The organism is Enterobacter cloacae complex sp. (assembly GCF_900322725.1).
Lineage (GTDB): Bacteria > Pseudomonadota > Gammaproteobacteria > Enterobacterales > Enterobacteriaceae > Enterobacter > Enterobacter quasihormaechei.
Genome location: NZ_LT991957.1, coordinates 660646 through 685970, shown reverse-complemented (window position 1 = coordinate 685970; position 25325 = coordinate 660646). Strand labels below are relative to the sequence as shown.

Sequence of the window (25325 nt, the reverse complement as noted above, 5' to 3'; positions counted from 1 at the left end):
TCCTCTCAGGTAATAATGATCCAAATATGGTTGATCTTTTTTCGGCCATCGCACAAAATTACCAAAGATAAATTTCAAAGAGAGGTGCAAATGAAGCGATTAACTCAGCGTGAAGCTCTCGAAATGGGCCTCGCCAGGTTCTACACCGGCAAGAAGTGCATTCACGGGCATGACAGTGAGCGCTACACCCTCAGTGGTGAATGCGTTAAGTGCAACAACGAGCGGGCTCGACGCCAGCAGCAGTTGCGTTCAGATAAATTAAAGGCAGCCAGAAAGGCGCGGGAGGCAGCATGAAGATTTTTTTCTCCGGTTCCAGTGCTCAATTATGCATTGAAGCAGAGTCAGAAGAAGAAAAGGCGATGCTCATTATGTGGCACCGGCTGAACATTTCAGATCAGACAATGTACTGCGACATGGTTAATACTGGTTGCTTCGCTGGGTTGCGCCTTTGTGGAATCACTGATCTCGAGAAAGAGTAGGTTCATATGGCTAATCAATGGCTACGTCTTTGGCATGATATGCCTAATGACCCGAAGTGGAGAACCATAGCGAGAATATCCGGTCAACCGATAGCTCTCGTTCAGGCCGTTTATGTCCACCTTCTTGTTAGCGGGTCACAAAATGTCACGCGAGGTCACGCTGATGTCACGAACGAGGACTTAGCGTCACATTTTGACGTGACTGAGTGTGACATAGACGCTGTTATTAACGCCATGCAGGGCCGTGTTTTGGATGGAACATACCTTACAGGGTGGGAGCGGAGACAGCCTAAAAAGGAGGACCGTGGCAATGATGAAACAGGAGCAAAATCAGCAACTCAGAGAAAAAGAGAGCAGCGTGAAAGGCAGCGGATGCGACAACAAGAAAGCAATGAGTCACGGCAATGTCACGACAAGTCACGAAATGTCACGACAGATAAAGAAGAGATAAAGAGAAGAGAAGATATAAAAGATAAACCCCACACAGGGAGCGAGCAAAATTCACCTGTGGATAACTCTGCTGTTGGCGGTGAACCAGATCCGGATGCGAACAACGCGATGCTGAATGGCTACATTGCGCCTGGCGGAATGGGTGAGTTTGGAAAATTCCAGATGCACGACAACTGGAAGCCAGATCCACAGTTCATCCAGCGCGCTGCGCTGTGGGGCATAGCTCTGAAGACGGAGATCACACCGTTCGAGCTGGCAGACTTCATCACGTACTGGAAAGCGGAGGGCAAGGCATTCCACCACGACCAGTGGCAACAGAAGCTGGCGAGAAGCGTGCAGCAGTCCAGGGCAAGGCCAGTCGCCCAGCAGCAGCGAAGGGATATCAACGACGTTCCGGAGCCGGACAAGACCATTCCGGAGGGGTTCAGGGGCTACCAGGCCACATAGTGAGGTTTCCATGGCAAGACCAAACACGTACTCAGAACGTAAGACAGCCGTCAGGCGGATAATCACCGCTGCAAAAGAGCGCGGCAGGATAACTACCCGGCAGGCAGCAGAAATCCTCGGCCTCCACCTCAACACTGTAGAGAAATATTTCAGAGATGCAGAGAGGAGCGGAGAGGTAATACGTCACGGGAAATGCGGCCTGTTCAGGGATTACAGGGCCACGATTGATTTCGATATGGAAAGGTTTTCAAGGCAATACGGGAAAGGGAAGTAGCAAAGCAGTAGCACCGGCGCGGCAGCGCATTTTTTTACGCCTGCATAATTACCTTGCAGGTAACAAAATATGCGCATAGCTATTGATTTTAACTCTAATGTGGATTTAAATTACCTAAGGGGTAAATCATGACGGCAGTTTTAGGGATTGACCCGGGATGCAGCGGCGCGCTGGTTCTCGTAACTGAGCAGGGCGGCTACATCGACCACCTGGCAATGCCAACCATCAAGGTCGGCACAAAGTCCAGGGTGAACGGCGCAGCGGTATCTGCATGGCTTCGGCAGTACGGAATCACTCATGCGTACCTTGAGCAGGTCGGAGCCATGCCAGGACAGGGAACGGCGAGCATGTTCACGTTCGGGCATGCAGCTGGTGTAGCGGAGGGGATCCTCCAGGGGCTCAACATTCCGTACACGCTGGTAACGCCGCAGGCCTGGAAGAAGTCAGCCGGGCTTATCGGCAGCGACAAGGACGCAGCGCGTAGCCGGGCCATTCAGCTTTACCCGGAACTCAGGGCGCTGGATGCCAAAGCGAAAGGCCAGGCCATCGCGGATGCGCTGTTAATCGCAAGGTTCGGGATAGGCGTTAAATAACCATCCTTTTTGATATCAACGTAATCAATAACTTATACGGGTAAGCGGGGGTAAAGATGGAATGCAATGTGAGTGAGTTGGTAAAGCGCGGTCATGACAAGGCCGCACAACTTAAATCATCAGGCGGTGCTGTATCGCAGTTGATAAGCGATCTGGCTACGCATCTGGATGTGCAACTGGCTCGTAGTAATGCGCTGGCTGCGGAGAATGCGGGGCTGAAGGCCTTCAAAACCGCCGTATATCAGCAGATGGGCGCTGGCTGCGAGGCTCCTGAATTTTCTATCACGGAAGGTCAGAGAAACCTACGCCGCTTCGCTGACACGCTCCATGCCATCGAGCGCGAATTCTTTACCAAAGAAGTCCCTGATGAAGAATACGAAGGCGAAACCGTCGAAGAATGCCCGTTAACCTGGGGAATGAGTGTCGAACAATACGTTGCTGAATTCCGCAAATGCCTGGCTGAAGTGCGGGCGCAGGCCCACAAGGAAGGCGCTCACTTTGTTGCTAACAGGATGCTGGCCGCATGGGATGCTGGTTTTATCGACGACACAGCAAAGAACGCGGCAGATATCGCGCGGATGATCCTGACGTCAACAGAGTTTATGGCTGGTGCGCCAGTGGATGATTTCGACCGCTCGTTCGCTGATGGCGTACTCGAAGACATAGCCGCCCAGCTTCGCAAAGGGGTGCAGTCATGAGCGTAATCCAGTACGTAGTTAGCGATGCAGGCACGTTTCCTGAGGATGCATATTTTCTCGATCCTCGACACATCGATGAGCTCACTTCTAAGTGGGAATTGGAATGCTTGTCTCAGGATGCCGCCCTTGATTATTTCGACAACCATGACGGCTGGGAATCTGACTGGCCGTTGGATATCGAGCTGTTCGTTGACGGCGAGAGCGTAGGTGTATTTGCGGTTGAAATGGAACATGTACCTCGCTTCAGCGCAAGAAAAAGACCGGAGGCCGCCCAATGAGCAACATCGACAAAAAGGCGCTTCGTGAAGCGGCGGAGAAGGCGACAAAAGGCGAGTGGTGGTCTGATGTTGTCGAGACTGACGGCGAATATGGCGAGGGCGAAGATAGGGTTTCTGGCTACCACTCATATGCGGTGTATGTTGGTCACGAATCATTGCTCGACATGACCAATTCAACTGCTGCGTGCATCCACACTGAATGGGATCATGATTACCACATGGCATGGGATGAAACGGCTAAGTGCAACGCTGAATTCATCGCCTCAGCCAATCCCGCCACTGTGATGGCGCTGCTGGATGAGCTGGAAGCCAAAGACAAGCAGATCGACGATCTGAAAGCAACGGCGGCACATTCCAATGCTGGATGGACGGAGGCGCATAGACAGGAAGCCAGGGCTGAAGCCGCAGAGAAACGGATTGCTGACCAGTGCGGAATCATCGCATCGGCGAGGAAGTTCATCAGCGAGTACGCTGGTCTTGGTGATGTTGGCGCTGCTGAGTTCATAAAAATAATCGACCGCGCCGCAGTCGGTAAAGGAGAGGCATCATGAACACTCTTACCAAAGAATGGCTACTGAAGACCATCGCGGAGCTCGAAGAAGAGCGAGATGCTGTGCCTGGCATCGTAAACGAAGATGCTGCGATGTCTCTGGCGGCGATGAAACTGGCGCTGGCATCGCTCGAAGCAAGGGGCCGCAAACTTTTTACCTGTAGCGCGTGTGGCGCAGAGGGTTTGGACGAGCCATTAGAGTCGAAGTGCAATTGCAATGAGGATGGCGCGCACTGGATTGAAAGTGTTGTTTACACCGCCCCGCCAGTTCCGGTGTCTGTGCCTGATGAAGTCAATGTGCTTCTGAATCATCTTGAGGATGTATTGCCGGATGATGCGTTTAATCTGATCGATGTGAAAACATGGAATAACGTCTCCATGTTATCTCGCCCTGATGTCTACCGCGCCGCCATGCTTCAGGGTGCCGAACCTGTAACGACGGCTTACAAGTTGCGGGATGCTGTGGAAACCATTCGCAACTCTGGCATTGAAATCGACGCTGAGAAAATATTTGCCGAGCGTGATGCTCTCAACGCTCCAGACTGCTGGTGCCGAACATGCCGACCAATAACGCTTACTGATATGCGATTTGTCGTCTGCCCTGACTGTGGCAACAAACGCTGCCCGCGCGCCAATGACCACAGGAATGCATGCACCGGAAGCAACGATCCAGGTCAGGAAGGCAGTGCATATCCAGCAGCACCGCAGCAGGAGGTGAAGTGATGGGCTTAAAAATTTACGGCAATAACATATCAAACAGCGAAACCGCTTACTCATTCCACTCTGAAATGAAGATGACTTGCCAGCAGTGCAAGCACACGGAATTCGTGAAAGGTAACTTGATTGAGAACGTCAAATGCCCTGCATGCGGTGGGAATGATCTGGTCTTTGAAACGTCAGCGCCGAAGGATGAGGTGAAGTCGTGAGCAAACTCAAACAGCGACGCCTGCGCCGCCTTAAAGCCGACGTGGCATGGTGGAAAGGCGAAGCCTCTGACTTGTACTCCAGAGTCATGGAGCAGGCCGACGAAATAGCCGAACTCCGCAGGCTGGTCATCCGCGTGCCGATGCCGGTGGTGGTGCCGGCGGATATCATCCAGGGAATTAACGTGAAGGGCGCGTTTGCGATGGGAATCGAACGCTATGGTGATGCGATGCTGAAGTTGGCGAAAAAGGAGAAAGGCAATGGCTAAAACCGCAGCAGAACGCAAGGCAGCGCAGCGCGCTCGCCAGGCGGAAGCTGGTGAACGCAAGCTGGAGCTGGTGCTCGACGAGCAGGAAATGGAGATGCTGGCGCGTAACTGCGCGGAGCGTCGCCCGGGCCGTGAGCCATACGAAATGAGCGAGTACATTGCTCTGCTGATCCGCCAGGATGATGCCCGGGTACGCGGTCGCATCAAAGCTATCAGCGCCAACCAGTGCGGCAAATGTGGCGACAGCCTGCCGGTGAAGTCCTGCCCGTGCGCCGGTGATTCGGCTTGCTGGGTAACGCAGGGCTGGCATGAAACGAAACTTGCGGTGTGACCTGTCACGGCGTATTGACTAAATCCTCACATGATTATACTGTTTAAATGTACAGTATTTTTATGTGAGGTTCCATTATGGGCTTTCCATCTCCGGCAAAAGACTACGCAGAATCCCGCCTTACCATCACCAGCATGTGCGGCTACGACGGCAACTGCCGCACCGTTGAGACGTCGGCTGGATACGCAATCATCAACGTCGCAACTAAACCACATCCGGGTGATACCGTGCTGATATCGTATTGCGGCCGCACTGAGTTCGCCATCGTGCAGGGGCGGGCGCTTATCGTTCCGGAGGGTGAGTCAATCGAAGGTGAAGCGCTGGACGACACAACGGTGCTGGGAGTGGTTACACATTTCCTCAACCGTGCCGGCAGCCAGGAAGACGATCCGATACCAGTCATGTAACATCTGCGCGGGCGTGATAGTATTACCTGAATGGTAATAAAATTACTCAGGTGGTAATGATGCCCGCGACACCAAAAACCCACAAACGCAAATCAACGCAATATAAGCCTCTTACAGCGATGCAGGAGGCTTACTGCCAGTCCTACATTAAGACACCAGAAAACCAGTCTCAGGCAGCGATAGACGCAGGGTATTCGCCTAATACGGCGGCGGTCAAAGCCAGCGTGATGATGCGCGACGAAAGAATCCAGAAACGAATCGCCGAACTGATGGAGGAGCGCAACAAGCGAAACCGCGTCAGCGCTGATTACGTCCTCATGCGCCTGGTGGAGATCGACCAGATGGATGTGCTGGATATCCTGAACGATGACGGCAGCCTGAAACCGATCCGCGATTGGCCTAAAATCTGGCGTACCACGCTCAGCGGGTTCGACCTGTCCTCAACCATCATGAACATGAAAGAGGATTCGATAGAGACCATCCTCAAAAAAATCAAATGGCCGGACAAGGTGAAGAACCTCGAGCTGATTGGTAAGCACGTCGACGTCAACGCGTTCAAAGAGCGCCTGGAAATCGACGTAAGAATGACCATAGCAGACAAGATGGCCAAGGCTCGGGCTCGCGTTAAGAAACAGGCTGGTGGTGAAGAATGACAGCAGCAGCCATGTCGCCAGAAGAGCAGCTCGTCGAGGATATTGCCTCGTTCACGTATGACCCGCTGGGCTATGCGCTTTATGCGTTCCCGTGGGGCGAAGATGGCACAGAGCTGGCGCACGCCACCGGGCCGCGTAAGTGGCAAGCGGAGGGATTCCGCGAGATACGGGATCACCTTCAGAACCCAACCACTCGTTACCAGCCTATCATGATCGCCCGCGCATCAGGTCATGGCGTGGGGAAATCTGCATTCATTTCGATGCTGATTAAATGGGGAATGGATACCTGCGAGGACTGCAAGGTGGTGGTGACCGCCAACACCGACAACCAGCTCCGCACCAAGACCTGGCCGGAAATCATAAAGTGGTCGAATCTGGCTATCACGAAAGAGTGGTTCACCTGCACCGCCACGGCGATGTACAGCAACGATCCGGGCCACGATAAACGCTGGCGCGCTGACGCAATCCCGTGGTCTGAGCACAACACCGAAGCGTTCGCTGGCCTGCACAACGAGCGCAAGCGCATCATCGTGGTATTCGACGAAGCATCCAACATTGCAGATCTGGTGTGGGAGGTAGCAGAGGGCGCGCTGACGGACGAAGACACTGAAATCATCTGGGTGGCGTTCGGGAACCCGACGCGTAACACTGGCCGTTTCCGCGAATGCTTCCGAAAATATAAACACCGCTGGAAGTGTGCGCAGATTGACAGCCGTACCGTAGAAGGCACGAACAAACAGCAACTCCAGAAATGGGTGGACGACTACGGCGAGGACAGCGACTTCGTGAAGGTCCGTGTGCGTGGGATCTTCCCTGACGCGTCCGAACTCCAGTTTATCCCGACAGGGCTCACTGACGAGGCGATGAAGCGCGTGGTGACCGCCGGGCAGGTGGCGCACGCTCCGGTGATTATCGGCGTCGACCCGGCTTATTCCGGCGTGGATGACGCGGTGATATACCTGCGTCAGGGTCTGCACAGCAAAGTGCTATGGACCGGCAACAAGACCACTGACGATCTGATTATGGCGAAGCGTATCGCCGACTTTGAAGATCAGTACCAGGCTGATGCGGTGTTTATCGACTTTGGCTACGGTACCGGGCTGAAGTCAATCGGTGACGGCTGGGGCCGGACGTGGCAGTTAATTCCGTTCGGCGGCGGCTCTACTGACCCGCAGATGCTCAACAAGCGCGGCGAGATGTTCAACAGCTGCAAGACGTGGCTGAAGCTCGGCGGTGCGCTGGACGACCAGGAGACGGCGGACGACCTGTCTGCGGCAGAGTACAAAGTCAGGGTAGACGGCAAGATCGTCATTGAGCCGAAGGAAGATATAAAAGAGCGCTTAGGCCGCTCTCCGGGCAAAGGTGACGCGCTGCTGCTGACGTTTGCTTTCCCTGTTACGAAACGCCTGCGCATTCCCGGGCAGGAGAACCAGCAGGGGAAAGCGGTCACAGATTACGACCCGTGGAAATAACAAAGCCCGCGCATCGGCGGGCTGATTGTGACATGTCACGGCATTAAAAGCCGTCGAATTCGTCTTTCACTGTTGGCTCAACTTCTCTTTCAAAGCGTAACCCATTAGCGGCCACAGCTCGTTCTCTGCATTCGTCAGAGCAATCTGTTTACCGATCGCCTCATTGTCGTTTTCAGCTGAGACTGCACATGATGGCTTTCCGGTAACCGCAAAGCCATTCTTTGTCGTAATGATCGCCCAGCGCAGAACCTGCCCGGTAACAGAAACGTGCTTAACGATTTCAGTGTGAGCAATGTTTGCGATCATGTCGTCTCGCGTAACGCGCGGCGCGGTTAAGCCTTTGGCCTGAATTTCCTGCTCAATAGCCATGCAGGATGGTGCTGGGGATGCTGTTGATACCATGGTTGCTTACCTCAGAAAGTAATTTTATCGAATGCGGCGTTGATGGCTTTGGCATCCTGAACAGCACCTCGCTCATCAAGTACAGCTCTTTTACTAAGCACTTCAGCCAGGCATTGCAATTTGGTGTGATAGAGATTCTCGCGGCGGATCTCTTCGGCAGGAGATTGTTTCTGAACATTAACGACTGTCTGATTCATGATTTTCACCTTAAAAAAATGCCCGGACGAACCGGGCTAACTGGAAGCAAAGGACTACGGAGTGCCTTCCTTGGCGGGTGATGCAGGGTTTACAGCGCAACGTCATCGGAATGGCGTTCTGCTGTAAAAAGGGCGGTGGTCAGAAGTGGGAGCAACTGCCACCGCCAAAGCTACACGCATTGCCTGGTACTGCCGTATCACGGTCCTAAGGCGTGATTGGGTTGTGGTGGCCGGTGCTGATCTCCGGCATTCTCCACCCTTAGTCAGTCAGTTTTTCCGCTCGAGTCCGGAAGGAGATAGAAACTGTCGACGCTAAATTCGCGCATCAGCCTGCGCATTCACCACAACATTGAGAGCACTGCGCCTGTATCGGTTAGCGTCACGGGATTAACCGGTCACCCCAATGCTCTCATCGTTGTATCCTCGTCTCTTCCGAGGTGTCACACCGTATCGCCACGATGGTGAGTCGTCATGTCGTGCATACCGATAACACTGACTTGCACATTCCGGGAACCCGCTCGGGGATAAGGAACACCAAGGAACCCCGCCGGACCGCTACGACACATGTGCCAGATGCCGTACTGCTCACACCTGGAAGCGCACTCACCAGTTTTGATTTAGCGACAAGACCTCACAGAACCAATATCAAAGTGCGCTTTCATGTTGTGTTACCTGAAGGGTAATAATTGCAGTCCATTATGTCAATACACTACGTAAAATAATCCGTATATGGTTAAATTGGTAATAATTTAATCGTGTGTGAGGTTATCGCTATGTGTATCGGCAGCAAGCCATCAGTGCCAGCGGCACCAGAAGTTCAGGCCGCACCTCAGGAGCAGGACGCCGCTGTGGTCAGTGCGCGCGATGATGAAGAGCGCCGCCGCCGTGCTGCCGCCGGTCGTAACTCGACCATGCTCACCGGTGCCCAGGGCGACACTTCCGCCGCCAATACCAGCGGTAAAACGCTGCTCGGTCAGTAACGGAGCGCGCAGAGATGGTGGAAACCGAAAAAGAGCGGCTGCTGAAGCAGCTCGCACAGCTGAAGAATGAGCGCACATCGTTCGAGCCGCACTGGCGCGACCTGAGCGACTTTATCAATCCGCGCGGTTCCCGCTTCCTGACGTCTGATGTTAACCGTGACGATCGCCGCAACACCAAAATTGTTGACCCTACCGGTTCACTCGCTCAGCGCATTCTCGCCAGCGGCATGATGTCCGGCATCACCAGCCCTGCGCGCCCGTGGTTCAAGCTGGCAACGCCTGACCCTGACATGATGGATTACGGCCCGGTTAAGGTCTGGCTGGAAGTCGTGCAGCGCCGCATGAACGAAGTGTTCAACAAGTCGAATCTTTATCAGTCTCTGCCCGTCATGTACGCCAGTCTGGGTACTTTCGGTACTGCCGCTATGGCTGTTCTGGAAGATGACCAGGACGTGATCCGCACAATGCCATTCCCGATTGGCAGCTACTACCTGGCTAACAGCCCGCGTGGCAGCGTCGACACATCCTTCCGTCAGTTCTCCATGACCGTGCGCCAGCTCGTGCAAGAGTTTGGCCTGGACAATGTCAGCGCGTCCGTGAAGAGCCAGTGGGAAAGCGGCTCGTATGAAAACTGGATCGAAGTAAACCACTGCATCACGCCAAACATCAACCGCGACAGCGGGAGGATGGACAGCAAGAACAAGCCGTATCGTTCTGTCTATTTCGAGACAGGAGGCGACTCCGACAAGCTGCTGCGTGAATCCGGCTTCGATGAATTCCCGATTCTGGCGCCGCGCTGGGAAGTTAACGGCGAGGACGTTTACGCATCCTCCTGCCCTGGCATGCTGGCACTCGGACAGGTTAAAGCGCTTCAGGTTGAGCAGAAACGTAAAGCTCAGCTGATCGACAAAGCCACTAACCCGCCGATGGTCGCGCCGGCGTCGCTGAAAAATCAGCGCGTTTCTCTGCTGCCTGGTGACGTGACCTATCTCGATGTGCTGAGCGGTCAGGACGGTTTCAAACCTGCGTACCTGGTAAATCCGAATACCGCCGACCTGCTGGCCGACATTCAGGATACCCGCCAGACCATCAACAGCGCCTACTTTGTCGACCTCTTCATGATGCTGCAAAACATCAACACCCGCTCAATGCCGGTGGAAGCAGTGATCGAGATGAAAGAAGAGAAACTGCTGATGCTCGGCCCGGTGCTGGAACGCCTGAACGACGAAGCGCTCAATCCGCTTATCGACCGCGTGTTCTCCATCATGGCGCGCAAGAACATGCTTCCGCCACCTCCTGACGTTATGCAGGGCATGCCGCTGCGCATCGAATACATCTCCGTTATGGCGCAGGCGCAGAAATCTATCGGGCTCACCAGCCTGTCGCAGACCGTTGGGTTTATCGGCCAGCTCGCACAGTTCAAACCTGAAGCGCTCGACAAGCTCGACGTGGATCAGGCAATTGACGCGTTCTCCGAAATGTCCGGCGTATCGCCAACCGTCATCGTTCCGCAGGAGCAGGTGCAGGGCATTCGTGAAGAGCGCGCCAAGCAACAGCAGGCAGCTCAGGCGCTGGCAATGGGTCAGGCCGTAGCGCAGGGCGCGAAGACGCTCAGCGATACGCAAACCGCAGATCCAAGCGCACTGACAGCAATCACTAACGCAGCAGGAGCGGCGCAGCAATGACTGACTTTGACGAAGAAGAACTGCGCATTCAGAACGAGCGGAAGAAGCACGATCTGGAGCAGCGCGAAAAGGACGACATCAAGTTCGTCATGGATAGCGAACAGGGCCGCCGCGTCGTGTGGAGAGTGCTGGAGAGTGGGCGCGTATTCGCCGCCATACCGCCGATGGATGCCCTGGCAATGGCTTTCAACGAAGGGCAGCGCAATCTGGCTCTGGAGCTATTCCAGCGCGTCATGACGCACTGCCCCGATCAGTATCTGAAGATGGCCGCAGAGGCCAGTGAACAGGAGTAACCATGAATTTATTTGAACGTTTGCTGCATCGCCGTCTTTGCAATGAGCAACCTGCTGATGGTGGCACTGCACCTGCACCGTCTGAGCAATCTGCACCTGCTGCCGATGCTCCAGCACCTGCAGGCGAGCCAGCGAAACCAGAAGGCGATAAGCCACAGTCTGGCGCTGAAGGTGACAAGCCTCAGGAAGACAAACCCGCTGATGGTGAAAAGCCAGCGGAGGAGTCGGATGACGAAAAGCAGAAGCAGGAAGGTGCGCCGGAGAAATACGAATTTACCGCTGGTGAAGGCGTAGAGCTGGATACCGAAGCGCTGAAGGACTTCGAACCCGTTGCCCGTGATCTGAACCTGACCAACGAGCAGGCGCAAAAGCTGGTGGACGCATATCCAAAAATTCTGGCCGGTGTGCAGCAGCGTCAGGCAGAAGCCTGGCAGAAGCAGACCGAAGGCTGGGCAGAGACCGTGAAGGCAGACAAGGAGATCGGCGGCGACAAACTGACCGCAAACCTCAGTGCTGCGCAGCGTGCACTCGACCAGTTCGGCACGCCGGAACTGAAAGAATATCTGAACGCTACCGGGCTTGGTAACCATCCAGACCTGGTTAAAACGTTCGTGAAGATCGGTAAAGCCATGTCGGAAGACGGCATGGTCGATGGCAGTAATCAAGGCCAGCGTAGTGCGGCCGAAGTGCTTTATGGCTAATAAGAGAGGATATAACCATGGCTGTTAAAGGCGTAAATGCGCTGACGCTGGCTGACTGGGCTAAGCGTACTGATCCAAACGGAAAGGTCGATAAGATTGTCGAACTTCTTTCCCAGACCAACGAAATCCTGACGGATATGATGTTCGTAGAGGGTAACCTTCCAACTGGTCACCGTACCACCGTTCGCTCGGGGCTCCCGCAGCCTACCTGGCGTTTGCTGAACTACGGTGTGCAACCGACAAAATCAACTACCGTACAGGTCACTGACACTGTCGGCATGCTGGAGGCTTATGCGGAAGTAGATAAGTCACTGGCAGATCTTAACGGTAACACTGCTGAATTCCGCCTGTCTGAAGATCGTGCATTCCTCGAAGGAATGAACCAGCAGATGGCTCAGACCCTGTTCTACGGCGACACCAGTGTGAATCCGCAGCAGTTCATGGGCCTGTCATCCCGCTACTCCAGCAAATCCGCAGGCAACGGCCAGAACATCATTGATGCTGGCGGCACCGGTACAGATAACACCTCTATCTGGCTGGTGGTCTGGGGTGAAAACACTGTGCACGGCATCTTCCCTAAAGGGCAGAAGGCTGGTTTGCAGACTCAGAACCTCGGCGAGCAGACGCTTACCGATGCCAATGGCGGCAAATACCAGGGTTACCGCACCCATTATAAGTGGGATAACGGCCTGGCTCTCCGTGACTGGCGCTACGTTGTGCGCATCGCCAACATCGATGTGAGCGATCTGTCAGTACCAGGTTCAGCTGCAAATATCGTCAGCCTGATGGTTAAAGCGCTGCACCGCGTCCCTAACCTGAAAATGGGCCGCGCGGTGTTCTACATGAACCGTACCGTTGCCCAGGCGCTGGATCTGCAATCTCTGGATAAAGCCTCTCTGGCTCTGTCCGTAAAAGAGACTGAAGGCGAATTCTGGACCACGTTCCGTGGCATCCCAATCCGTGAAACCGATGCGATTCTCGAAACAGAAGCGCGCGTTGTTTAACGCCTGTCATTAACTGATGGGCCTTAACCGGCCCATAAATGGAGAAAGAAAATGATCCTCGACAAACTGTTGATGTTCTCCGAGAAGCAGGCGGTTACAGCTTCTGCTGCTTCTACGGACGTGATTGACCTCGGCCCTATCGACGGCACCCGCCGCGATATCGGCGTTGGTTATCCGCTGGAGTTCTGGGCAACCGTTGACACCACTGCAACCGCTGCTGGTGCTGCGACCCTCAACGTTCAGTTGCAGACCAGCCCTGACAACTCCACCTGGACCACTATCTACGACAGCGGTGCTCTGGCGCTGTCTGCACTGACAGTTGGCAAACGCCTGTTCTCAACCAAAGTTCCGGCGGGCGTCCAGCGTTATCTGCGCGTTAACTATTCAGTCGGCACCGGTCCGCTGACTGCTGGCGCGTTCACCTCGGGCATTAATCTGGATGTTGACAACAACACTCCTTATTACCCGATCCGTTCCAAAGTGACTGGCTAAGGTGATGGCAATGGAAAAAGCAAAATACCGCGTCCTGCGCTTATCCCATATTCATAACAACCTCTGGCCTGAAGGCTCAGAAATTGAATATGACGGCGAGCCAGGATCTGCGCTGGAGCCGATCAACGCAGCGGCGAAGGCGGCAAAGAAGAAGGCAGATAAGAAGGCAGATAAGAAGCGCGGAATCGTGCCGGTTGACTCTCAGCCTGAACCACAGGATGAAGATGATGGCCAGGAAGATACCGGCGGTAAAGATGCCAATACCTTCAGTGAAGATGAAGCCGCGCTACGCCAGCAGTACGAAGAACTTTTCAACAAGAAACCTGGCAACATGAATGTTGAAACGATCAAAGAGCGTATTGCGGAAGAACGGCAAAAACTGGGCGTCTAAGCCTCGCTAATAAAACAAGGGGCTTCGGCCCCTTTATTGCAGGAGTCCGCTATGGAACTGGTAAACCTCAAAACTGGAACTGACACCTATCAGGATGAGGATGGTAAAACCCAGACTCGCGATGATTATCCATGGGGCCTTTGCATTGAGCTGAACAACGAGACGCTCGCCAAGCTCAAGGCAACGCCACAATCCGCTGGTACTGAAGTGATGATCACCGCGAAAGCCATAATTCGTTCCACCTCTACCCGAGAAACGGAAGATGGCATGCAGCATAACGCCAGCTTGCAGATTACTGACATGGCACTCAGCCCGGTATCTGGTGAGCAGCCCAAAACTGCCGCCCAAACTCTCTACGGCGGGGAGGATGATTAATGGCCTCCGTTATCGAGATCTGTAACCGCGCGCTGAGCAATATCGGGAACAGCCGCAGCATTAACAGCCTGACCGAGGCCAGCAAAGAAGCCGGGCAGTGCTCCCTGCATTTCGATTCCTGCCGCGATGCTGCGCTGGCGGACTTCGACTGGAACTTTGCCACCAAACGCCTGGCGCTGGCCGATACCAACAATCCGCCGCCGGACTGGGCTTATTCCTACCAGTATCCGACTGACTGCCTGCGCATCACCGAAATTATGGTGCCCGGCATACGTAATCCCACGGCGGCCATGCGCATCAACTATGAGGTTGGGGCTGATACCGACGGCACCGGAAAGCTGATCTACACCGATCAGCCTCAGGCATGGCTGAAGTATATCGCGCGCGTCACCGACGTGAACATGTTCGATGCAATCTTCATGGAAGCGCTGTCCTGGCGTCTGGCCGCCGCCATCAATATGCCGCTGACCGGCAGCGCAGATCTCGGTAACAACGCACTGACCATGTACCGCAGCGTCATCCTGAGCGCTGGCTCGCACAGCCAGAACGAATCCCAGGAGCCGCAGCCGCCAGTTGATGAGTTCACCGCAGCGAGGTTGTCATAATGGCTTTCAGTTGGATTCAGCCGAGCTTTGCCGGCGGTGAAATTGGCCCGTCGCTGTACGGGCGCATCGATATGTCGAAGTATCAGGTGGCGCTGCGCAAGTGCGACAACTTTATTGTCCGTCAGTATGGCGGGGTGGAGAATCGCCCGGGCACGCGCTTCGTCGGCGAAGCCAAATATCCGACGCGAAAATGCCGCCTTATCCCTTTCCAGTTCTCGACCGTCCAGACTTATGCGCTGGAGTTCGGGCACAACTATATGCGCGTCATCAAAAACGGCGCGTATGTGCTGAACAGCAGCAATGTGATCTACGAACTGGCGATGCCGTATGCTGAGACTGACCTGTTCCGCATCAAATTCACGCAGAGCGCAGACGTGCTTACGCTGGTTCACCCGGCCTATCCGCCGAAGGAGTTGCGCCGTTACGCGCACGACAACTGGCAGATCGTTGATGTCACCACCAAAAACGGACCGTTCGAAGATATCAACGTTGACGAGTCAGTGAAGGTATACGCCAGCGCCAGCACCGGTACTATTACGCTGACGGCAAGCTCCGCCATATTCGGATCTGAGCAGGTAGGTAAATTGTTTTACCTCGAACAGCCTGCGGTTGATTCCGTTCCCGTATGGGAGACCAGCAAGACCACCGCTATCAACGATGTACGCCGCGCCGACAGCAACTACTACCGTGCCAATACTTCCGGCAAGACCGGGGCCCTGCGGCCTTCTCACACGGAAGGCATGTCCTGGGATGGATGGGGCGGAACCGGGGATAGTGATACCGGAATCCAGTGGGAATACCTGCACAGCGGTTTCGGCATTGCGCGCATTACAGCCGTAGCCAGCGACGGCCTGACAGCCACTGCTACGGTGGTGAGCTATATCCCGTCGCAGGTTGTCGGATCGGCTAATGGCAGCTACAAGTGGGCACGGTACGCATGGAACAGTGTCAACGGCTACCCGAGCACGGTTGTTTACTATCAGCAGCGCCTGTATTTCGCCGCGTCCACCGCGTACCCACAAACGATCTGGGCGAGCCGGACCGGTGACTATAAAGACTTCGGCAAGAATAACCCTATTCAGGATGACGATCGCATCATCTACACCTACGCCGGGCGACAGGTGAATGAGATACGCCATCTTATCGACGTCGGCAACCTGGTCGCGCTGACATCCGGCGGGGAATATACGATATCCGGAGACCAGAATAAGGTCCTCACGCCGTCGGCGTTTTCGTTCAGCTCGCAGGGAAACAACGGCTCCAGCAATGTGCCGCCGATCGCGGTGGCAAACATCGCGCTGTTCATCCAGGAGAAGGGGAGCGTGGTCCGTGATCTGGCTTACTCCTTCGACGTGGACGGATACCAGGGCACTGACCTGACCATACTGGCAAACCACCTGTTCCAGAAGCGCAGCATTGTCGACTGGTCATTCTGCATCGTGCCGTACAGCAGCGCGTTCTGCATCCGCGATGACGGCAAACTGCTGGTGCTGACCTATCTGCGCGACCAACAGGTATTTGCCTGGGCACCGCAGTCCAGCACTGGAAAGTACGAAAGCACCTGCTCCATCAGCGAAGGAAGCGAGGACGCTGTTTACTTCGTGGTTAACCGCACCATCAACGGACAGACGAAACGTTACATAGAGCGCCTGTCCAGCCGCCTGTTTACCAGTGATGAAGATGCGTTCTTTGTCGATTGCGGACTGAGCTATGACGGACGCAATACCTCAACACGTACTATGACCATCAGCGGCGGCAGTGGTGACTGGAGCTATCAGGTTGACTACCCGGTGACGATAAGCGGCGGGGCGTATTTCGTGGGCACTGACGTTGGCGCTCAGATCCAGTTCCCGTACTCAGAAACGGATCCTGATACCGGCGAAGTGGTGGCGAAAGAATTGCGTGGCGACATTATCTCCGTAACGAGTAATACCGCCGTGGTTGTGCGCTTCAACCGTAACGTACCCGCGGTACTGCGCACTGCGGCCACAACTAACTGGCAGATGGCCCGCCAGACTTTCAGCGGTCTGTCACACCTCGAAGGCCAGACAGTCAACATCCTCTCCGATGCCAGCGTAGAGCCACAGAAAACCGTAACCGGTGGTGCTGTCACGCTGGAATCACCGGGCGCAGTGGTGCATATCGGGCTGCCGATCACCGCTGAATTCGAAACGCTGGACATCAATATCAACGGGCAGGAAACGCTGCTGGATAAAAAGCAGGTGATCCCCACTGTGACGATGGTGGTCAACGCCAGCCGCGGCATCTGGGCAACCACTCCGGGCGGAGAATGGTACGAGTATCCTCAGCGTGAGTTTGAGTTCTACGACGATCCGGTTGATGACGCTACCGGGAAGGTGGAAGTGAAGCTCGACAGCAACTGGGATAAGAACGGACGCGTTAAGGTGCGCCAGCTCGACCCACTGCCGCTTTCTGTTCTGGCGGTCCTGCCGCGCATGACGGTCGGGGGATTCTGATGATTAAAGCTCAGATCGTACCGGCAACCCAGGAACATATCGAAGCTATGCTCCCGCATGTCCGCCAGGCTGACGTTGATGAATTTATGGCGACAAACGGATGGAGCCCGCGCCGCGTTCTGGAAACCGGTCTGCGCACGTCAACTTTCGCCTGCGCCGGGCTTATCAACGGGGAAGGGGTGACCATCTTCGGCGTGGCCCCGGCATCAATGATCGGCGGCAACGGTATCCCGTGGCTGGTGGGCACCGATGCGCTGGAGAAATACCAACGCACTTTCCTGCGCCGCTGCGGGAAAGTGGTCAATGCAATGCTGGCTGTTTACCCGTATCTTGAAAACTATGTAGATGCCCGCAACCACACAGCGCGTATCTGGCTGCACTGGCTGGGATTCACCATTGAAGAACCACAGCCGTACGGCGCTCACGGTCTTCTGTTTCATCGCTTCCACATGGAGAAAAAATAATGTGCGAACCCACCACAATCTTAGCCGGTGCGACTCTCGCAGCAGGCGCGCTGTCAGCTTACAACCAGTATGAGACAGGGAAATATTCTGCCGCTGTTGCTGAGCAGAATGCGGATGTGGCAGAAGCTCAGGCGCAGGACTCGATTAACCGTGGCAATGCCCAGGCCGAGGAAGTGCGCCGCCGTAATCGCCAGGCAGCCGGCACCCAGGCTGCAACCATGGGGGCCACCGGGGCAGACCTCTCAACCGGTAATGCTCTGGATATCTTCGGAGATACCGCTCAGTTCGGCACGCTGGATGCTCTGACGACCGTTAACAACGCCCAGCGCGAGGCTTACGGCTATCAGGTGCAGTCCGCCAACTATGACGCCCAGGCGGTATCCGCGCGTAAGCAGGGGAATATGGGGGCGATGACAACGCTGCTCACAACGCCGCTACAGGCTTACGGAGCCTATCAAATGGCTGGTGGGACGTGGTCGCCATTCTCACAGAAGGCCGCACCTATCAGCGCAGCCGTCGGCACGCCAACCGGTCGATAAGGAGATATCGAAATGCCAACAGTACCAACAGTCAGCGGGCGCCAGGTTGAAAGCCGCGGATTCCAGTCTCCTGGATTTCAGGCGTTCGAACAGCCGAATGTCGGCGACGTCATTTCTCAGGTCGCGCCAAAGGCGATCGACATGTTCGCGCAGGCCAAGCAGAGGGCGGATGTCGCCCAGGCGCAAGATGCATCGCTGCAACTGAGTCAGGTATCGAGTGATCTGCTGACGAATCCCGATACCGGTCTGCTGAATCTTCAGGGTAAGAATGCACTGGGTAAGGGCCAGGAGTACACCCAACAGTTTGATTCCCAGGCAGAGCAGATCGCCATGACCCTGCCAGAAGGTGCCCGTGCCGGGTTCCTTCAGCAAGCACAGCAGCAGCGCATTCAGTTCACGACGCAGGCCGGACGCCACGAGATCAGCCAGCTTAACGCCTATGAAGAAGGACAGTTCCAGGCGACGCTGGCGAACAACGGGAAACTGGCAGCATCTGCGTACGGCGATAACGCCAACTACGTGCTGTACAACCAGCAGACCTTTCAGCAGATCGAAACCTATGGCGCCGCGCATGGCTGGAGTGCCGAGCAGATTCAGGCGAAAAAGACCGAATTTAAAGAGAAGGTCGCTGATACGGCTCTCTCTCAGTGGTCTGCTAACAACTCTATCGAGTTCATTCAGAGCAATGGTGAGCTGAGCGACACGGCTGTTGGATCACGTCGTGCGGTATCGGAAGGCGGTTCAGGCGACAGCGCTCGCGGCATTCGCAATAACAACCCCGGAAACCTCGAGTACAGCAAAACTAATCCGTGGGTTGGGCAGACCGGTGATGATGGTCGATTTGCTAAATTCGAAACTCCGGAGCATGGCATTCGCGCGCTGGGCCGCAACCTGCTGTCTTATCAGCGCCAGGGCATCGATACCGTCAGTGACATTATCAACCGCTGGGCGCCGCCATCTGACAATAACAACACCGATGCTTACATTCAGGCAGTATGTGCACAGCTCGGCGTAACTGCGGATCAGCAGCTTGACGCATCAAACCCTGACACGCTGAAGGCTCTATGTGCTGCAATCATCCAGCATGAGAACGGGAGCCAGCCATACAGCGACCAGCAGCTCGCCACCGGTGTCAGTGCAGCTATTGGCCTGTCACAGCTTCCGACCAGCACCAAGCGATATACCGGCAATGCTGCATTCGACGCTGCATCTCCTGAAGCGCAGGCAACCTTCCTTCGCCAGGCTGACCAAATTCGCAAGCAGCAGCAGGCGGAATATCGCACCAGTATCGACAGTCGGGTTCGCGATGCCAGCGCGGCATACATGCGCGGTGTTGATTTCCCTGATGCACCAACGCAGACCGACTTCCTGGTTGCCTATGGGGTGCGGGAAGGTAATCTCCGCTATACCGAGTTTCGGAATACGCAGATCGCCGGGCAGTACATTGGCTCATTCCGCAACATGCCGACGAGCAGCATCACAGCCTACGTCAATCAGCTGAAGCCAGGAACCGAGGAAACAGGCGAGGGATATGCATCCCGCGCTGAATTATTCGATCAGGTATCGGCGGCGGCCTCAAAGGTGATCAGCCAGAGGCAGAACAACCCGTTCAACGCCGCGGTGGAGATTGGAGCCTATAAGCCGATCGCCAGCAACAACCCTAACGACATCACAGCTGAGGTTGCTAACCGTTTCTCTTCACAGGAAAGCCTGCGCGCGCTGGGCATCAATGCGCCTATTCTGTCCAGTGAGGAGGCTGCGGCACTGTCTGAACAGGTACGCGGTACCAAAGACGTAAACCAGACAATCAGCCTGTTACAGAGCATGGGGGAAACGCTGTCCGCTCCGGCAATGCGCCAGGTCGCGTCTGCCATTGCGCCTAACAACGCAGCAACTGCATATTCCGCGCTGCTGCTGGGGACGCCGGATAACCAGTACGACAACAAAAAACCATCGATCGCATACAGTCAGTTCATTGGCTACAAGCCGACCATGAATAAGTACGACGTATCGAAGGTGATCCTCGCTGGCGATCAGTTGCTCAATCCAACGAAGGCAATGAAAGATGCTGGTATAACCCCGGTGCAGTTGCCGAGCGAAGATAAGCTGAAACGAGCATTCGACGATCAGGTGGGTAATGCATTCGCCAATAACGCGCAGGCGCGCCAGCTCAGTTATAACCTTTTCAAGGCAGCTTACGCCGGGATCGCTTATCAGTCAGGTGATGCCTCCATGACGCGCACTGATGCAGCCAACTCCGACGTAGTGGAAAAGGCGGCGCAATACGCCACAGGGGGCGTGTACAAGGGCTTTAATGGTGGCGATGTGGTAATGCCGTTCGGCATGGATAAATCCACCTTCAAGGACCGCTACACCGCATCTGCACAGCAGGCGCTGAAAGATGCCGGTCTGAACGTAAACTCCGCATCAAACTTCACGCCAGTCAACATTGGCAACAACCAGTATCGACTGGTAAGCGGCAGCGGGCGCTGGGCGACGGATCCGAAAACCAATGAAGCTATCGTTGTGAGGGTCGAATAATGTCTGATGTATTTTCTCTGGCTCCGGAAGGCCAGGCGTGGACCGACGATAAAGCAGCGGCCAATCCGGCACGACCAGAAGACTATGAGCCGACATTCTTCCAGGGTTCAATCGCCGCACCGGTGCGCGGCGTGGCTGAGGGCACTCTCGGCCTTGCACAGTCTGCCGTCGGATTCAGTAAACGCCTGATCAGCGATCCGGCATTCACCGCAGACGTGGCGCCAACGGTCAATATCTTCCGTGTGATGTTTCCTGATGCCGATAAAGCGCTGAATGAAACATACGACACGATTGGCAAACAGTTGCAGGATGCTCGCGGGTATGTGAAGCCGGATGTTGGTAGCCAGGGCACCGCTGCTGAGGTTCTTTATGGCCTCGGTCAGTTCGTGCCGGCCATTGGTGCGACCATTGTCGGCGGCCCCGCGGTCGGCGCAGCTACGGCATTCAGCTCTACGTATGAACAGTCCTATCAGGATTTCAAAGGGAAGGGTGTAGACGAGTCGACGGCGCGCAACCTGGCAACTCAGCAGAGCCTTTTCAACGCAGCGGGCATGGCCTTACCTGCTGCCATCGGCACCACTCTGGCAACGCGCATTGCCTCAGGTGTGGCAATAAACACCGGGTTCGGTGGCCTGAACCGTTACTCCGTCGGCGAAACACTGGAGGAGAAAGGCTACACCGAGATGGCGAAACAGTACCGGGTATTCGACGGCCAGGCGATTCTGGTGGATGCAGTGCTGGGTGGCGCCTTTGGTGGTGCCCATCACCTTGCCGCGCGAAATGCTGACGTGCCGCCTCCAGCAGATACTGAAGCGCCGATCCCGGCGGCGGAAGTGCAGAGCGCACCTGATGCAAGCGCAGAGCCATCGCCTGTGGCCGAAGTAGCGCCAGTGACAGACGCGCCAGGATCACCGGTTCGCTCGGATTCTCAGTCACCAGTGACAGAGCCTGCCGCCACGACAGATATTCCTGCTATTAAGCCAAGCGATATCGATGCCGCCCACACTCTGAATGAGGGGCTCTATTACGATCTGGAATCCTCCCCGGTGCTGCATGCCAGCAACGAGAGCATCAACAGCCATGTGGCAGCCATGGACGAAGCGTATCGACAGCTGAATGACGGCCAGCCTGTTAACGTCGGTATGATGGCGCGCGGGCTGGATGGTCCGGCCCGGCCTGGCATGCTGGAATCTGCAAGCGAGCAGTACCATGCAATGCAGCAGGTTTTCGAAGAGAATGGTGTCAGGTATGAAACGCCGTCAGAACTGGCTGGAGAGGCTCCTGCTCCGCGTGCCGAAAGCGCATTCACGGCAGCAGACGAAACTGGCGGGCAGGTCAGTGTGGATCCCGATACCGGACAGGCTATTTCATCCAACAGTTACGACCTGATGGCGGCGCGCGATATGGCGACCACTAATCCGGACCTGACAATTACGCACCCCGACACCGGGCAACCGGCGAAACTCTCCGATGTTCTGGCTGAATTTGATGAACAAATCCAGACCGTGCAGAACGAATCGAAAGTTTATTCAGTCGCCGCCGCGTGCTTCCTGAGGAATCCATAATGAAACAGGCATGTGTTGAAGCCATTGCGCAGACCCTGGGCCGCCAGCCAAAGGCTGACGAGCTGAAAGGTATTGAGGACCGTATCAAAGAGGCCGTGCGCCAGGTACATAAAAAAAATGCCAGGGAAGGCAAGACTGGCATCCCTGATGCGCAGACGTACATGGAGGCCGCTGATCTTGTGCGACAGCGCGTTGTGCATGACGTTTATAAGAAGCGTCAGCGCGTCGCTCAGAACGCGATCGCCATCAGCAGGGTGACAGATACCCTCGACGCTAATATCCCGCCAGAGCAGCAAACACCCGCCAATTTGCAGCAGTTTATCTTCGCAGGACGGCGCACAACTGACGGTAAGGATATTGCCGTGACCTCGGCCGAGGAACTGGCAACCGGAGCATATCAGGACTGGTCACGCCAGCTCAGTGCTGAACTGCTCAAAGCCGGTGATGACGTCCGTAAATTCTTCGAGCAGAGCAAAGCACTCGGTGAGCAGCGTTTCCGCAGTCTGTTCGACCAGCAGGCGGCAAAGTCTGCACAGCTCCAGATCCTGAAAGAGTTATATGGCGAGGACACCGGGAACCCGCAGGCGAAAAAAATCGCCCAGGTATGGAATGACGTCACCAGCCGGGCCCGGCAGGAAATGAACGACAACGGTTTCGATATCGGCCTGCGAGAAGACTGGCATCTGCCGTATGTGGACGACGCTGATTTTATTCGCAACGCCGGGCGAGATGAATGGCTGGCATCATTGCCGGTGGCAGAACAGGCCAAAGCGCGACTGTCAGGCCGTCAGCCTCCGATTGAGTTTGCCCGCCAGGCATGGGTGGACGACGTTTACAACACGCAGGATCGCAGCAACTACGTTAATCCAGACGGCAGCCCGATGAATGACATCGAGTATCGCCAGGCGCTGGAAGCGATCTTTGAAACGAAGGCCACCGATGGCGCCAACAAAATCGACCCGGGCGCGTTCATGGGCACCGGCGGGATAAAGAATCGCGGTTCCCAGAGCAGGGTGATGGCGTTCAAGGATGCGCAGTCGCACTTCGCCTACATGGAGCGTTATACGCAGCAGCCGGTGGTGGGCGTAATGATGTCGCACCTGCAATCCTCCTCCCGCGATCTGGGTGTCGTTAAAGCATTCGGCCCGGACGCAACCCGCAACTTTTCGCTGGTTCTGGACCGCGTATATCAGCGTGCAGTAACCGGCGGAAAGGAAGTCGGCAAGATGAACGATGAGCGCAAGATGGTTGAGCGCATGTTTAACTCAATGGCGGGGCTTAACGGTGCGGCCACATCGAGCGTATTCACGTCGGCGGTTGGCGGCCTGCGCAACCTGATGACCAGCGCCATGCTCGGCACCAGCGTACTGACCGCAACCAGCGACCAGGCGATCATGCGCGCCAATGCCCAGGCTCTTGGCTTTACCCGAGACGGCATGCGCCTGTCTGCAAACACCATTCGCAACCTGTTCAGCGGTGATGCCAAAAAGGCCAATGCCGAGCTCGGCCTGCTTGTGGACTCGCATGCTGCTGTCGTATCGAAGATGGGCGGCTTTGACCTGTCGCGCGGAATCACCGGCTGGTTCGCAGAAAAAACGTTGAAATGGTCAGGTCTGATCGCCATGGACCGCGCCAACAAGGCGGCTTTTGGCCTGCTGATGTATAAAAACATTGGCGAACTGACCCGCAAATTTAAGACTCTGGATGACGTAAAAGGGTCAGATAAAACCATCCTTGCTAACAAAGGCTGGAGCAATGAAGACTGGGCGATCATGGCAGCGGCAGACCTACAGCCAATGACTACCTCCGGTCACATGGGTATGACTCCTGATGCGATCTACGCCGTGCCTGATGAAGTGATCGCCGACATCATGGCTGACCGTATCGCGCAGGTGCGTGCAGGTAGTGATGCAGCGCTGGCCGCGCTTGGCGATATGCCACCAGAGCGCCTGAAGAAAATGAAAGAGGCGTTCGACGCAGAAGCAGAGCAGACCATCACGCGCATGGTACGTAACGCCAGAGCCGAGGCCGCTCAGAAACTTCTTGGTATCACGCACGGCGAGATGACCAGCGCCGTAACGACCGCTACCGGCCTTGACACCTATGCCCGAGACGATGCCGGACAGCTGATCAAGAGTTTCATGCTCTTTAAGACAACGCCATTCGCTGGGTTCCGCCAGCTGGTAAACCGGGCTAATGATCTGGACACGGTACCAGCTCTTAAATTCCTCGCTTCATACATTGCAGGCACGACTCTGGCCGGGATGTTTGCAAACCAGATGAATAGCCTGTTGACCGGTAATGATCCACTGGATATGACGAAGCCAACTACATGGGTACAGGCTCTTCTGAAAGGTGGGTCATTCGGTATCTACGGCGATTTCCTTTTCCAGGACCATACGCAATATGGTTCCAGTATCGCGGCTACCATCGGCGGACCAGTGCTCAGCTTTGCAGAACAGTTAACTAAACTGCTGATCACTAACCCGCAGAAGGCATTGCAGGGGGAAGAAACTTCATTCGGTGCCGACGCGCTTAAGACGGCTCGAATGATCACCCCGTTCGCAAACCTCTGGTATGCAAAAGCCATTACCAATCACCTGATCCTGCAACAGCTTCAGGAGATGGCGAACCCTGGGTACAACGATCGGGTAAGGGACCGCGCGCAGCGGGAATTTAACACAACGAGTTGGTGGGAGCCCGGCGAAACAACACCGCGGCGCGCTCCAGATCTCGGGAAGGCGGTGGGCCAATGATGGACATCTTAGTCAGTATTGGATTGATGTTGTT

Annotated in this window: 31 protein-coding genes; 29 read left to right on the top strand and 2 right to left on the bottom strand. The window is 55.4% G+C overall.

Annotated elements, in window-relative coordinates; translation table 11 throughout:
* Window positions 1-90 precede the first annotated feature (90 nt).
* The 14 genes from DBR02_RS03530 (at window position 91) to DBR02_RS03455 (ending at window position 7824) form a co-directional block, all read left to right on the top strand.
* A complete protein-coding gene (locus DBR02_RS03530) occupies window positions 91-294 on the top strand; it encodes a hypothetical protein (protein ID WP_047050345.1) in 204 nt (67 codons plus the stop codon).
* A complete protein-coding gene (locus DBR02_RS03525; protein ID WP_047050271.1) occupies window positions 291-479 on the top strand; it encodes a hypothetical protein in 189 nt (62 codons plus the stop codon). Before DBR02_RS03530 ends, DBR02_RS03525 begins: the two co-directional genes overlap by 4 nt.
* Window positions 480-485: 6 nt before the next feature.
* Window positions 486-1376, top strand: coding sequence for a DnaT-like ssDNA-binding domain-containing protein (locus tag DBR02_RS27235; protein ID WP_063153766.1), 891 nt, complete (start codon window positions 486-488; stop codon window positions 1374-1376).
* 10 nt (window positions 1377-1386) lie between these two features.
* The gene (locus DBR02_RS03510) at window positions 1387-1650 is read left to right on the top strand and encodes a DUF977 family protein (protein ID WP_045891224.1); all 264 of its coding nucleotides are present in this window, start codon (window positions 1387-1389) and stop codon (window positions 1648-1650) included.
* 128 nt (window positions 1651-1778) lie between these two features.
* Window positions 1779-2243 carry a crossover junction endodeoxyribonuclease RuvC gene (locus tag DBR02_RS03505; protein ID WP_063153767.1) on the top strand — a complete coding sequence of 155 codons (465 nt, stop codon included), beginning with the start codon at window positions 1779-1781 and terminating at the stop codon, window positions 2241-2243.
* A gap of 56 nt (window positions 2244-2299) precedes the next feature.
* The gene (locus tag DBR02_RS03500) at window positions 2300-2941 is read left to right on the top strand and encodes a hypothetical protein (RefSeq protein ID WP_047050268.1); all 642 of its coding nucleotides are present in this window, start codon (window positions 2300-2302) and stop codon (window positions 2939-2941) included.
* The gene (locus DBR02_RS03495) at window positions 2938-3219 is read left to right on the top strand and encodes a hypothetical protein (RefSeq protein WP_063843641.1); all 282 of its coding nucleotides are present in this window, start codon (window positions 2938-2940) and stop codon (window positions 3217-3219) included. The genes DBR02_RS03500 and DBR02_RS03495 overlap by 4 nt, the downstream gene beginning before the upstream one ends.
* Window positions 3216-3770 carry an ead/Ea22-like family protein gene (locus tag DBR02_RS03490; RefSeq protein ID WP_063843640.1) on the top strand — a complete coding sequence of 185 codons (555 nt, stop codon included), beginning with the start codon at window positions 3216-3218 and terminating at the stop codon, window positions 3768-3770. Before DBR02_RS03495 ends, DBR02_RS03490 begins: the two co-directional genes overlap by 4 nt.
* On the top strand, window positions 3767-4492 hold the full coding sequence (locus DBR02_RS03485; RefSeq protein ID WP_107533501.1) for a hypothetical protein: 726 nt from the start codon (window positions 3767-3769) through the stop codon (window positions 4490-4492). Before DBR02_RS03490 ends, DBR02_RS03485 begins: the two co-directional genes overlap by 4 nt.
* Before the next feature lie 199 nt (window positions 4493-4691).
* Window positions 4692-4961: a hypothetical protein gene (locus tag DBR02_RS03475; RefSeq protein WP_048982107.1), complete on the top strand. Its 270-nt coding sequence runs from the start codon at window positions 4692-4694 to the stop codon at window positions 4959-4961.
* Window positions 4954-5292: a hypothetical protein gene (locus tag DBR02_RS03470; RefSeq protein WP_048982104.1), complete on the top strand. Its 339-nt coding sequence runs from the start codon at window positions 4954-4956 to the stop codon at window positions 5290-5292. Before DBR02_RS03475 ends, DBR02_RS03470 begins: the two co-directional genes overlap by 8 nt.
* Window positions 5293-5369: 77 nt before the next feature.
* Complete coding sequence (locus DBR02_RS03465; RefSeq protein ID WP_048982102.1) at window positions 5370-5699, top strand: hypothetical protein; 330 nt, start codon at window positions 5370-5372, stop codon at window positions 5697-5699.
* Window positions 5700-5755: 56 nt separating this feature from the next.
* The gene (locus DBR02_RS03460; protein ID WP_233157679.1) at window positions 5756-6352 is read left to right on the top strand and encodes a terminase small subunit; all 597 of its coding nucleotides are present in this window, start codon (window positions 5756-5758) and stop codon (window positions 6350-6352) included.
* On the top strand, window positions 6349-7824 hold the full coding sequence (locus DBR02_RS03455) for a terminase (protein WP_107533499.1): 1476 nt from the start codon (window positions 6349-6351) through the stop codon (window positions 7822-7824). The genes DBR02_RS03460 and DBR02_RS03455 overlap by 4 nt, the downstream gene beginning before the upstream one ends.
* A 66-nt stretch (window positions 7825-7890) precedes the next feature.
* Here the strand turns inward: DBR02_RS03455 and DBR02_RS03450 are convergent, their stop codons facing one another.
* Together DBR02_RS03450 and DBR02_RS03445 are read right to left on the bottom strand one after the other, a co-directional pair.
* Entirely contained in the window at window positions 7891-8193 is a 303-nt protein-coding gene (locus DBR02_RS03450; protein WP_063162238.1) for a Gp49 family protein, read from the bottom strand.
* Between the two features lie 44 nt (window positions 8194-8237).
* Window positions 8238-8423 (bottom strand): hypothetical protein, encoded by a 186-nt coding sequence (locus DBR02_RS03445; RefSeq protein WP_107533498.1) that lies wholly within the window; start codon window positions 8421-8423, stop codon window positions 8238-8240.
* A 773-nt stretch (window positions 8424-9196) separates the two neighbouring features.
* Between DBR02_RS03445 and DBR02_RS03440 the strand changes: the two genes are divergently transcribed.
* Genes DBR02_RS03440 through DBR02_RS03370 form a run of 15 tightly spaced genes read left to right on the top strand, consistent with a single transcriptional unit; the run spans window position 9197 to window position 25291 of the window.
* Window positions 9197-9403, top strand: a complete 207-nt coding sequence (locus tag DBR02_RS03440) for a hypothetical protein (protein WP_032636549.1) — start codon at window positions 9197-9199, stop codon at window positions 9401-9403.
* Between the two features lie 14 nt (window positions 9404-9417).
* Complete coding sequence (locus tag DBR02_RS03435; RefSeq protein ID WP_107533497.1) at window positions 9418-11088, top strand: portal protein; 1671 nt, start codon at window positions 9418-9420, stop codon at window positions 11086-11088.
* On the top strand, window positions 11085-11381 hold the full coding sequence (locus DBR02_RS03430; RefSeq protein ID WP_032636545.1) for a Bbp19 family protein: 297 nt from the start codon (window positions 11085-11087) through the stop codon (window positions 11379-11381). Before DBR02_RS03435 ends, DBR02_RS03430 begins: the two co-directional genes overlap by 4 nt.
* Before the next feature lie 2 nt (window positions 11382-11383).
* The gene (locus DBR02_RS03425; protein ID WP_063928596.1) at window positions 11384-12082 is read left to right on the top strand and encodes a peptidase; all 699 of its coding nucleotides are present in this window, start codon (window positions 11384-11386) and stop codon (window positions 12080-12082) included.
* A gap of 17 nt (window positions 12083-12099) precedes the next feature.
* Window positions 12100-13086 carry a major capsid protein gene (locus DBR02_RS03420; protein WP_045342886.1) on the top strand — a complete coding sequence of 329 codons (987 nt, stop codon included), beginning with the start codon at window positions 12100-12102 and terminating at the stop codon, window positions 13084-13086.
* 51 nt (window positions 13087-13137) lie between these two features.
* On the top strand, window positions 13138-13578 hold the full coding sequence (locus tag DBR02_RS03415) for a Bbp16 family capsid cement protein (RefSeq protein ID WP_032634949.1): 441 nt from the start codon (window positions 13138-13140) through the stop codon (window positions 13576-13578).
* Window positions 13579-13582: 4 nt separating this feature from the next.
* Window positions 13583-13969: a hypothetical protein gene (locus tag DBR02_RS03410; RefSeq protein ID WP_063921810.1), complete on the top strand. Its 387-nt coding sequence runs from the start codon at window positions 13583-13585 to the stop codon at window positions 13967-13969.
* A gap of 51 nt (window positions 13970-14020) precedes the next feature.
* Window positions 14021-14344: a capsid staple protein gene (gene gp10, locus DBR02_RS03405; protein WP_045342894.1), complete on the top strand. Its 324-nt coding sequence runs from the start codon at window positions 14021-14023 to the stop codon at window positions 14342-14344.
* Window positions 14344-14949 carry a hypothetical protein gene (locus DBR02_RS03400; protein ID WP_040117947.1) on the top strand — a complete coding sequence of 202 codons (606 nt, stop codon included), beginning with the start codon at window positions 14344-14346 and terminating at the stop codon, window positions 14947-14949. Before gp10 ends, DBR02_RS03400 begins: the two co-directional genes overlap by 1 nt.
* Complete coding sequence (locus tag DBR02_RS03395; RefSeq protein ID WP_107533496.1) at window positions 14949-17426, top strand: hypothetical protein; 2478 nt, start codon at window positions 14949-14951, stop codon at window positions 17424-17426. Before DBR02_RS03400 ends, DBR02_RS03395 begins: the two co-directional genes overlap by 1 nt.
* On the top strand, window positions 17426-17890 hold the full coding sequence (locus tag DBR02_RS03390; RefSeq protein WP_107533495.1) for a hypothetical protein: 465 nt from the start codon (window positions 17426-17428) through the stop codon (window positions 17888-17890). Before DBR02_RS03395 ends, DBR02_RS03390 begins: the two co-directional genes overlap by 1 nt.
* Entirely contained in the window at window positions 17890-18429 is a 540-nt protein-coding gene (locus tag DBR02_RS03385) for a virion core protein, T7 gp14 family (protein WP_032671835.1), read from the top strand. Before DBR02_RS03390 ends, DBR02_RS03385 begins: the two co-directional genes overlap by 1 nt.
* Before the next feature lie 12 nt (window positions 18430-18441).
* The gene (locus DBR02_RS03380; RefSeq protein ID WP_107533494.1) at window positions 18442-20970 is read left to right on the top strand and encodes a hypothetical protein; all 2529 of its coding nucleotides are present in this window, start codon (window positions 18442-18444) and stop codon (window positions 20968-20970) included.
* Window positions 20970-22535: a hypothetical protein gene (locus DBR02_RS03375; RefSeq protein ID WP_107533493.1), complete on the top strand. Its 1566-nt coding sequence runs from the start codon at window positions 20970-20972 to the stop codon at window positions 22533-22535. The genes DBR02_RS03380 and DBR02_RS03375 overlap by 1 nt, the downstream gene beginning before the upstream one ends.
* On the top strand, window positions 22535-25291 hold the full coding sequence (locus tag DBR02_RS03370) for a hypothetical protein (RefSeq protein ID WP_107533492.1): 2757 nt from the start codon (window positions 22535-22537) through the stop codon (window positions 25289-25291). Before DBR02_RS03375 ends, DBR02_RS03370 begins: the two co-directional genes overlap by 1 nt.
* Window positions 25292-25325: the final 34 nt, after the last annotated feature.

Bases quoted from the DNA above. Each gene is read 5' to 3' on its own strand.
- DBR02_RS03425 (WP_063928596.1), top strand. From the start codon at position 11,384: ATGAATTTATTTGAACGTTTGCTGCATCGCCGTCTTTGCAATGAGCAA.
- DBR02_RS03470 (WP_048982104.1), top strand. From the start codon at position 4,954: ATGGCTAAAACCGCAGCAGAACGCAAGGCAGCGCAGCGCGCTCGCCAG.
- DBR02_RS03485 (WP_107533501.1), top strand. From the start codon at position 3,767: ATGAACACTCTTACCAAAGAATGGCTACTGAAGACCATCGCGGAGCTC.
- DBR02_RS03510 (WP_045891224.1), top strand. From the start codon at position 1,387: ATGGCAAGACCAAACACGTACTCAGAACGTAAGACAGCCGTCAGGCGG.
- DBR02_RS03455 (WP_107533499.1), top strand. From the start codon at position 6,349: ATGACAGCAGCAGCCATGTCGCCAGAAGAGCAGCTCGTCGAGGATATT.
- DBR02_RS03530 (WP_047050345.1), top strand. From the start codon at position 91: ATGAAGCGATTAACTCAGCGTGAAGCTCTCGAAATGGGCCTCGCCAGG.
- DBR02_RS03400 (WP_040117947.1), top strand. From the start codon at position 14,344: ATGGCCTCCGTTATCGAGATCTGTAACCGCGCGCTGAGCAATATCGGG.
- DBR02_RS03450 (WP_063162238.1), bottom strand. From the start codon at position 8,193: ATGGCTATTGAGCAGGAAATTCAGGCCAAAGGCTTAACCGCGCCGCGC.
- DBR02_RS03370 (WP_107533492.1), top strand. From the start codon at position 22,535: ATGAAACAGGCATGTGTTGAAGCCATTGCGCAGACCCTGGGCCGCCAG.
- DBR02_RS03410 (WP_063921810.1), top strand. From the start codon at position 13,583: ATGGCAATGGAAAAAGCAAAATACCGCGTCCTGCGCTTATCCCATATT.
- gp10 (WP_045342894.1), top strand. From the start codon at position 14,021: ATGGAACTGGTAAACCTCAAAACTGGAACTGACACCTATCAGGATGAG.
- DBR02_RS03525 (WP_047050271.1), top strand. From the start codon at position 291: ATGAAGATTTTTTTCTCCGGTTCCAGTGCTCAATTATGCATTGAAGCA.
- DBR02_RS03500 (WP_047050268.1), top strand. From the start codon at position 2,300: ATGGAATGCAATGTGAGTGAGTTGGTAAAGCGCGGTCATGACAAGGCC.
- DBR02_RS03495 (WP_063843641.1), top strand. From the start codon at position 2,938: ATGAGCGTAATCCAGTACGTAGTTAGCGATGCAGGCACGTTTCCTGAG.
- DBR02_RS03390 (WP_107533495.1), top strand. From the start codon at position 17,426: ATGATTAAAGCTCAGATCGTACCGGCAACCCAGGAACATATCGAAGCT.
- DBR02_RS27235 (WP_063153766.1), top strand. From the start codon at position 486: ATGGCTAATCAATGGCTACGTCTTTGGCATGATATGCCTAATGACCCG.
- DBR02_RS03435 (WP_107533497.1), top strand. From the start codon at position 9,418: ATGGTGGAAACCGAAAAAGAGCGGCTGCTGAAGCAGCTCGCACAGCTG.
- DBR02_RS03415 (WP_032634949.1), top strand. From the start codon at position 13,138: ATGATCCTCGACAAACTGTTGATGTTCTCCGAGAAGCAGGCGGTTACA.
- DBR02_RS03465 (WP_048982102.1), top strand. From the start codon at position 5,370: ATGGGCTTTCCATCTCCGGCAAAAGACTACGCAGAATCCCGCCTTACC.
- DBR02_RS03460 (WP_233157679.1), top strand. From the start codon at position 5,756: ATGATGCCCGCGACACCAAAAACCCACAAACGCAAATCAACGCAATAT.
- DBR02_RS03445 (WP_107533498.1), bottom strand. From the start codon at position 8,423: ATGAATCAGACAGTCGTTAATGTTCAGAAACAATCTCCTGCCGAAGAG.
- DBR02_RS03395 (WP_107533496.1), top strand. From the start codon at position 14,949: ATGGCTTTCAGTTGGATTCAGCCGAGCTTTGCCGGCGGTGAAATTGGC.
- DBR02_RS03505 (WP_063153767.1), top strand. From the start codon at position 1,779: ATGACGGCAGTTTTAGGGATTGACCCGGGATGCAGCGGCGCGCTGGTT.
- DBR02_RS03490 (WP_063843640.1), top strand. From the start codon at position 3,216: ATGAGCAACATCGACAAAAAGGCGCTTCGTGAAGCGGCGGAGAAGGCG.
- DBR02_RS03420 (WP_045342886.1), top strand. From the start codon at position 12,100: ATGGCTGTTAAAGGCGTAAATGCGCTGACGCTGGCTGACTGGGCTAAG.
- DBR02_RS03385 (WP_032671835.1), top strand. From the start codon at position 17,890: ATGTGCGAACCCACCACAATCTTAGCCGGTGCGACTCTCGCAGCAGGC.
- DBR02_RS03375 (WP_107533493.1), top strand. From the start codon at position 20,970: ATGTCTGATGTATTTTCTCTGGCTCCGGAAGGCCAGGCGTGGACCGAC.
- DBR02_RS03440 (WP_032636549.1), top strand. From the start codon at position 9,197: ATGTGTATCGGCAGCAAGCCATCAGTGCCAGCGGCACCAGAAGTTCAG.
- DBR02_RS03380 (WP_107533494.1), top strand. From the start codon at position 18,442: ATGCCAACAGTACCAACAGTCAGCGGGCGCCAGGTTGAAAGCCGCGGA.
- DBR02_RS03430 (WP_032636545.1), top strand. From the start codon at position 11,085: ATGACTGACTTTGACGAAGAAGAACTGCGCATTCAGAACGAGCGGAAG.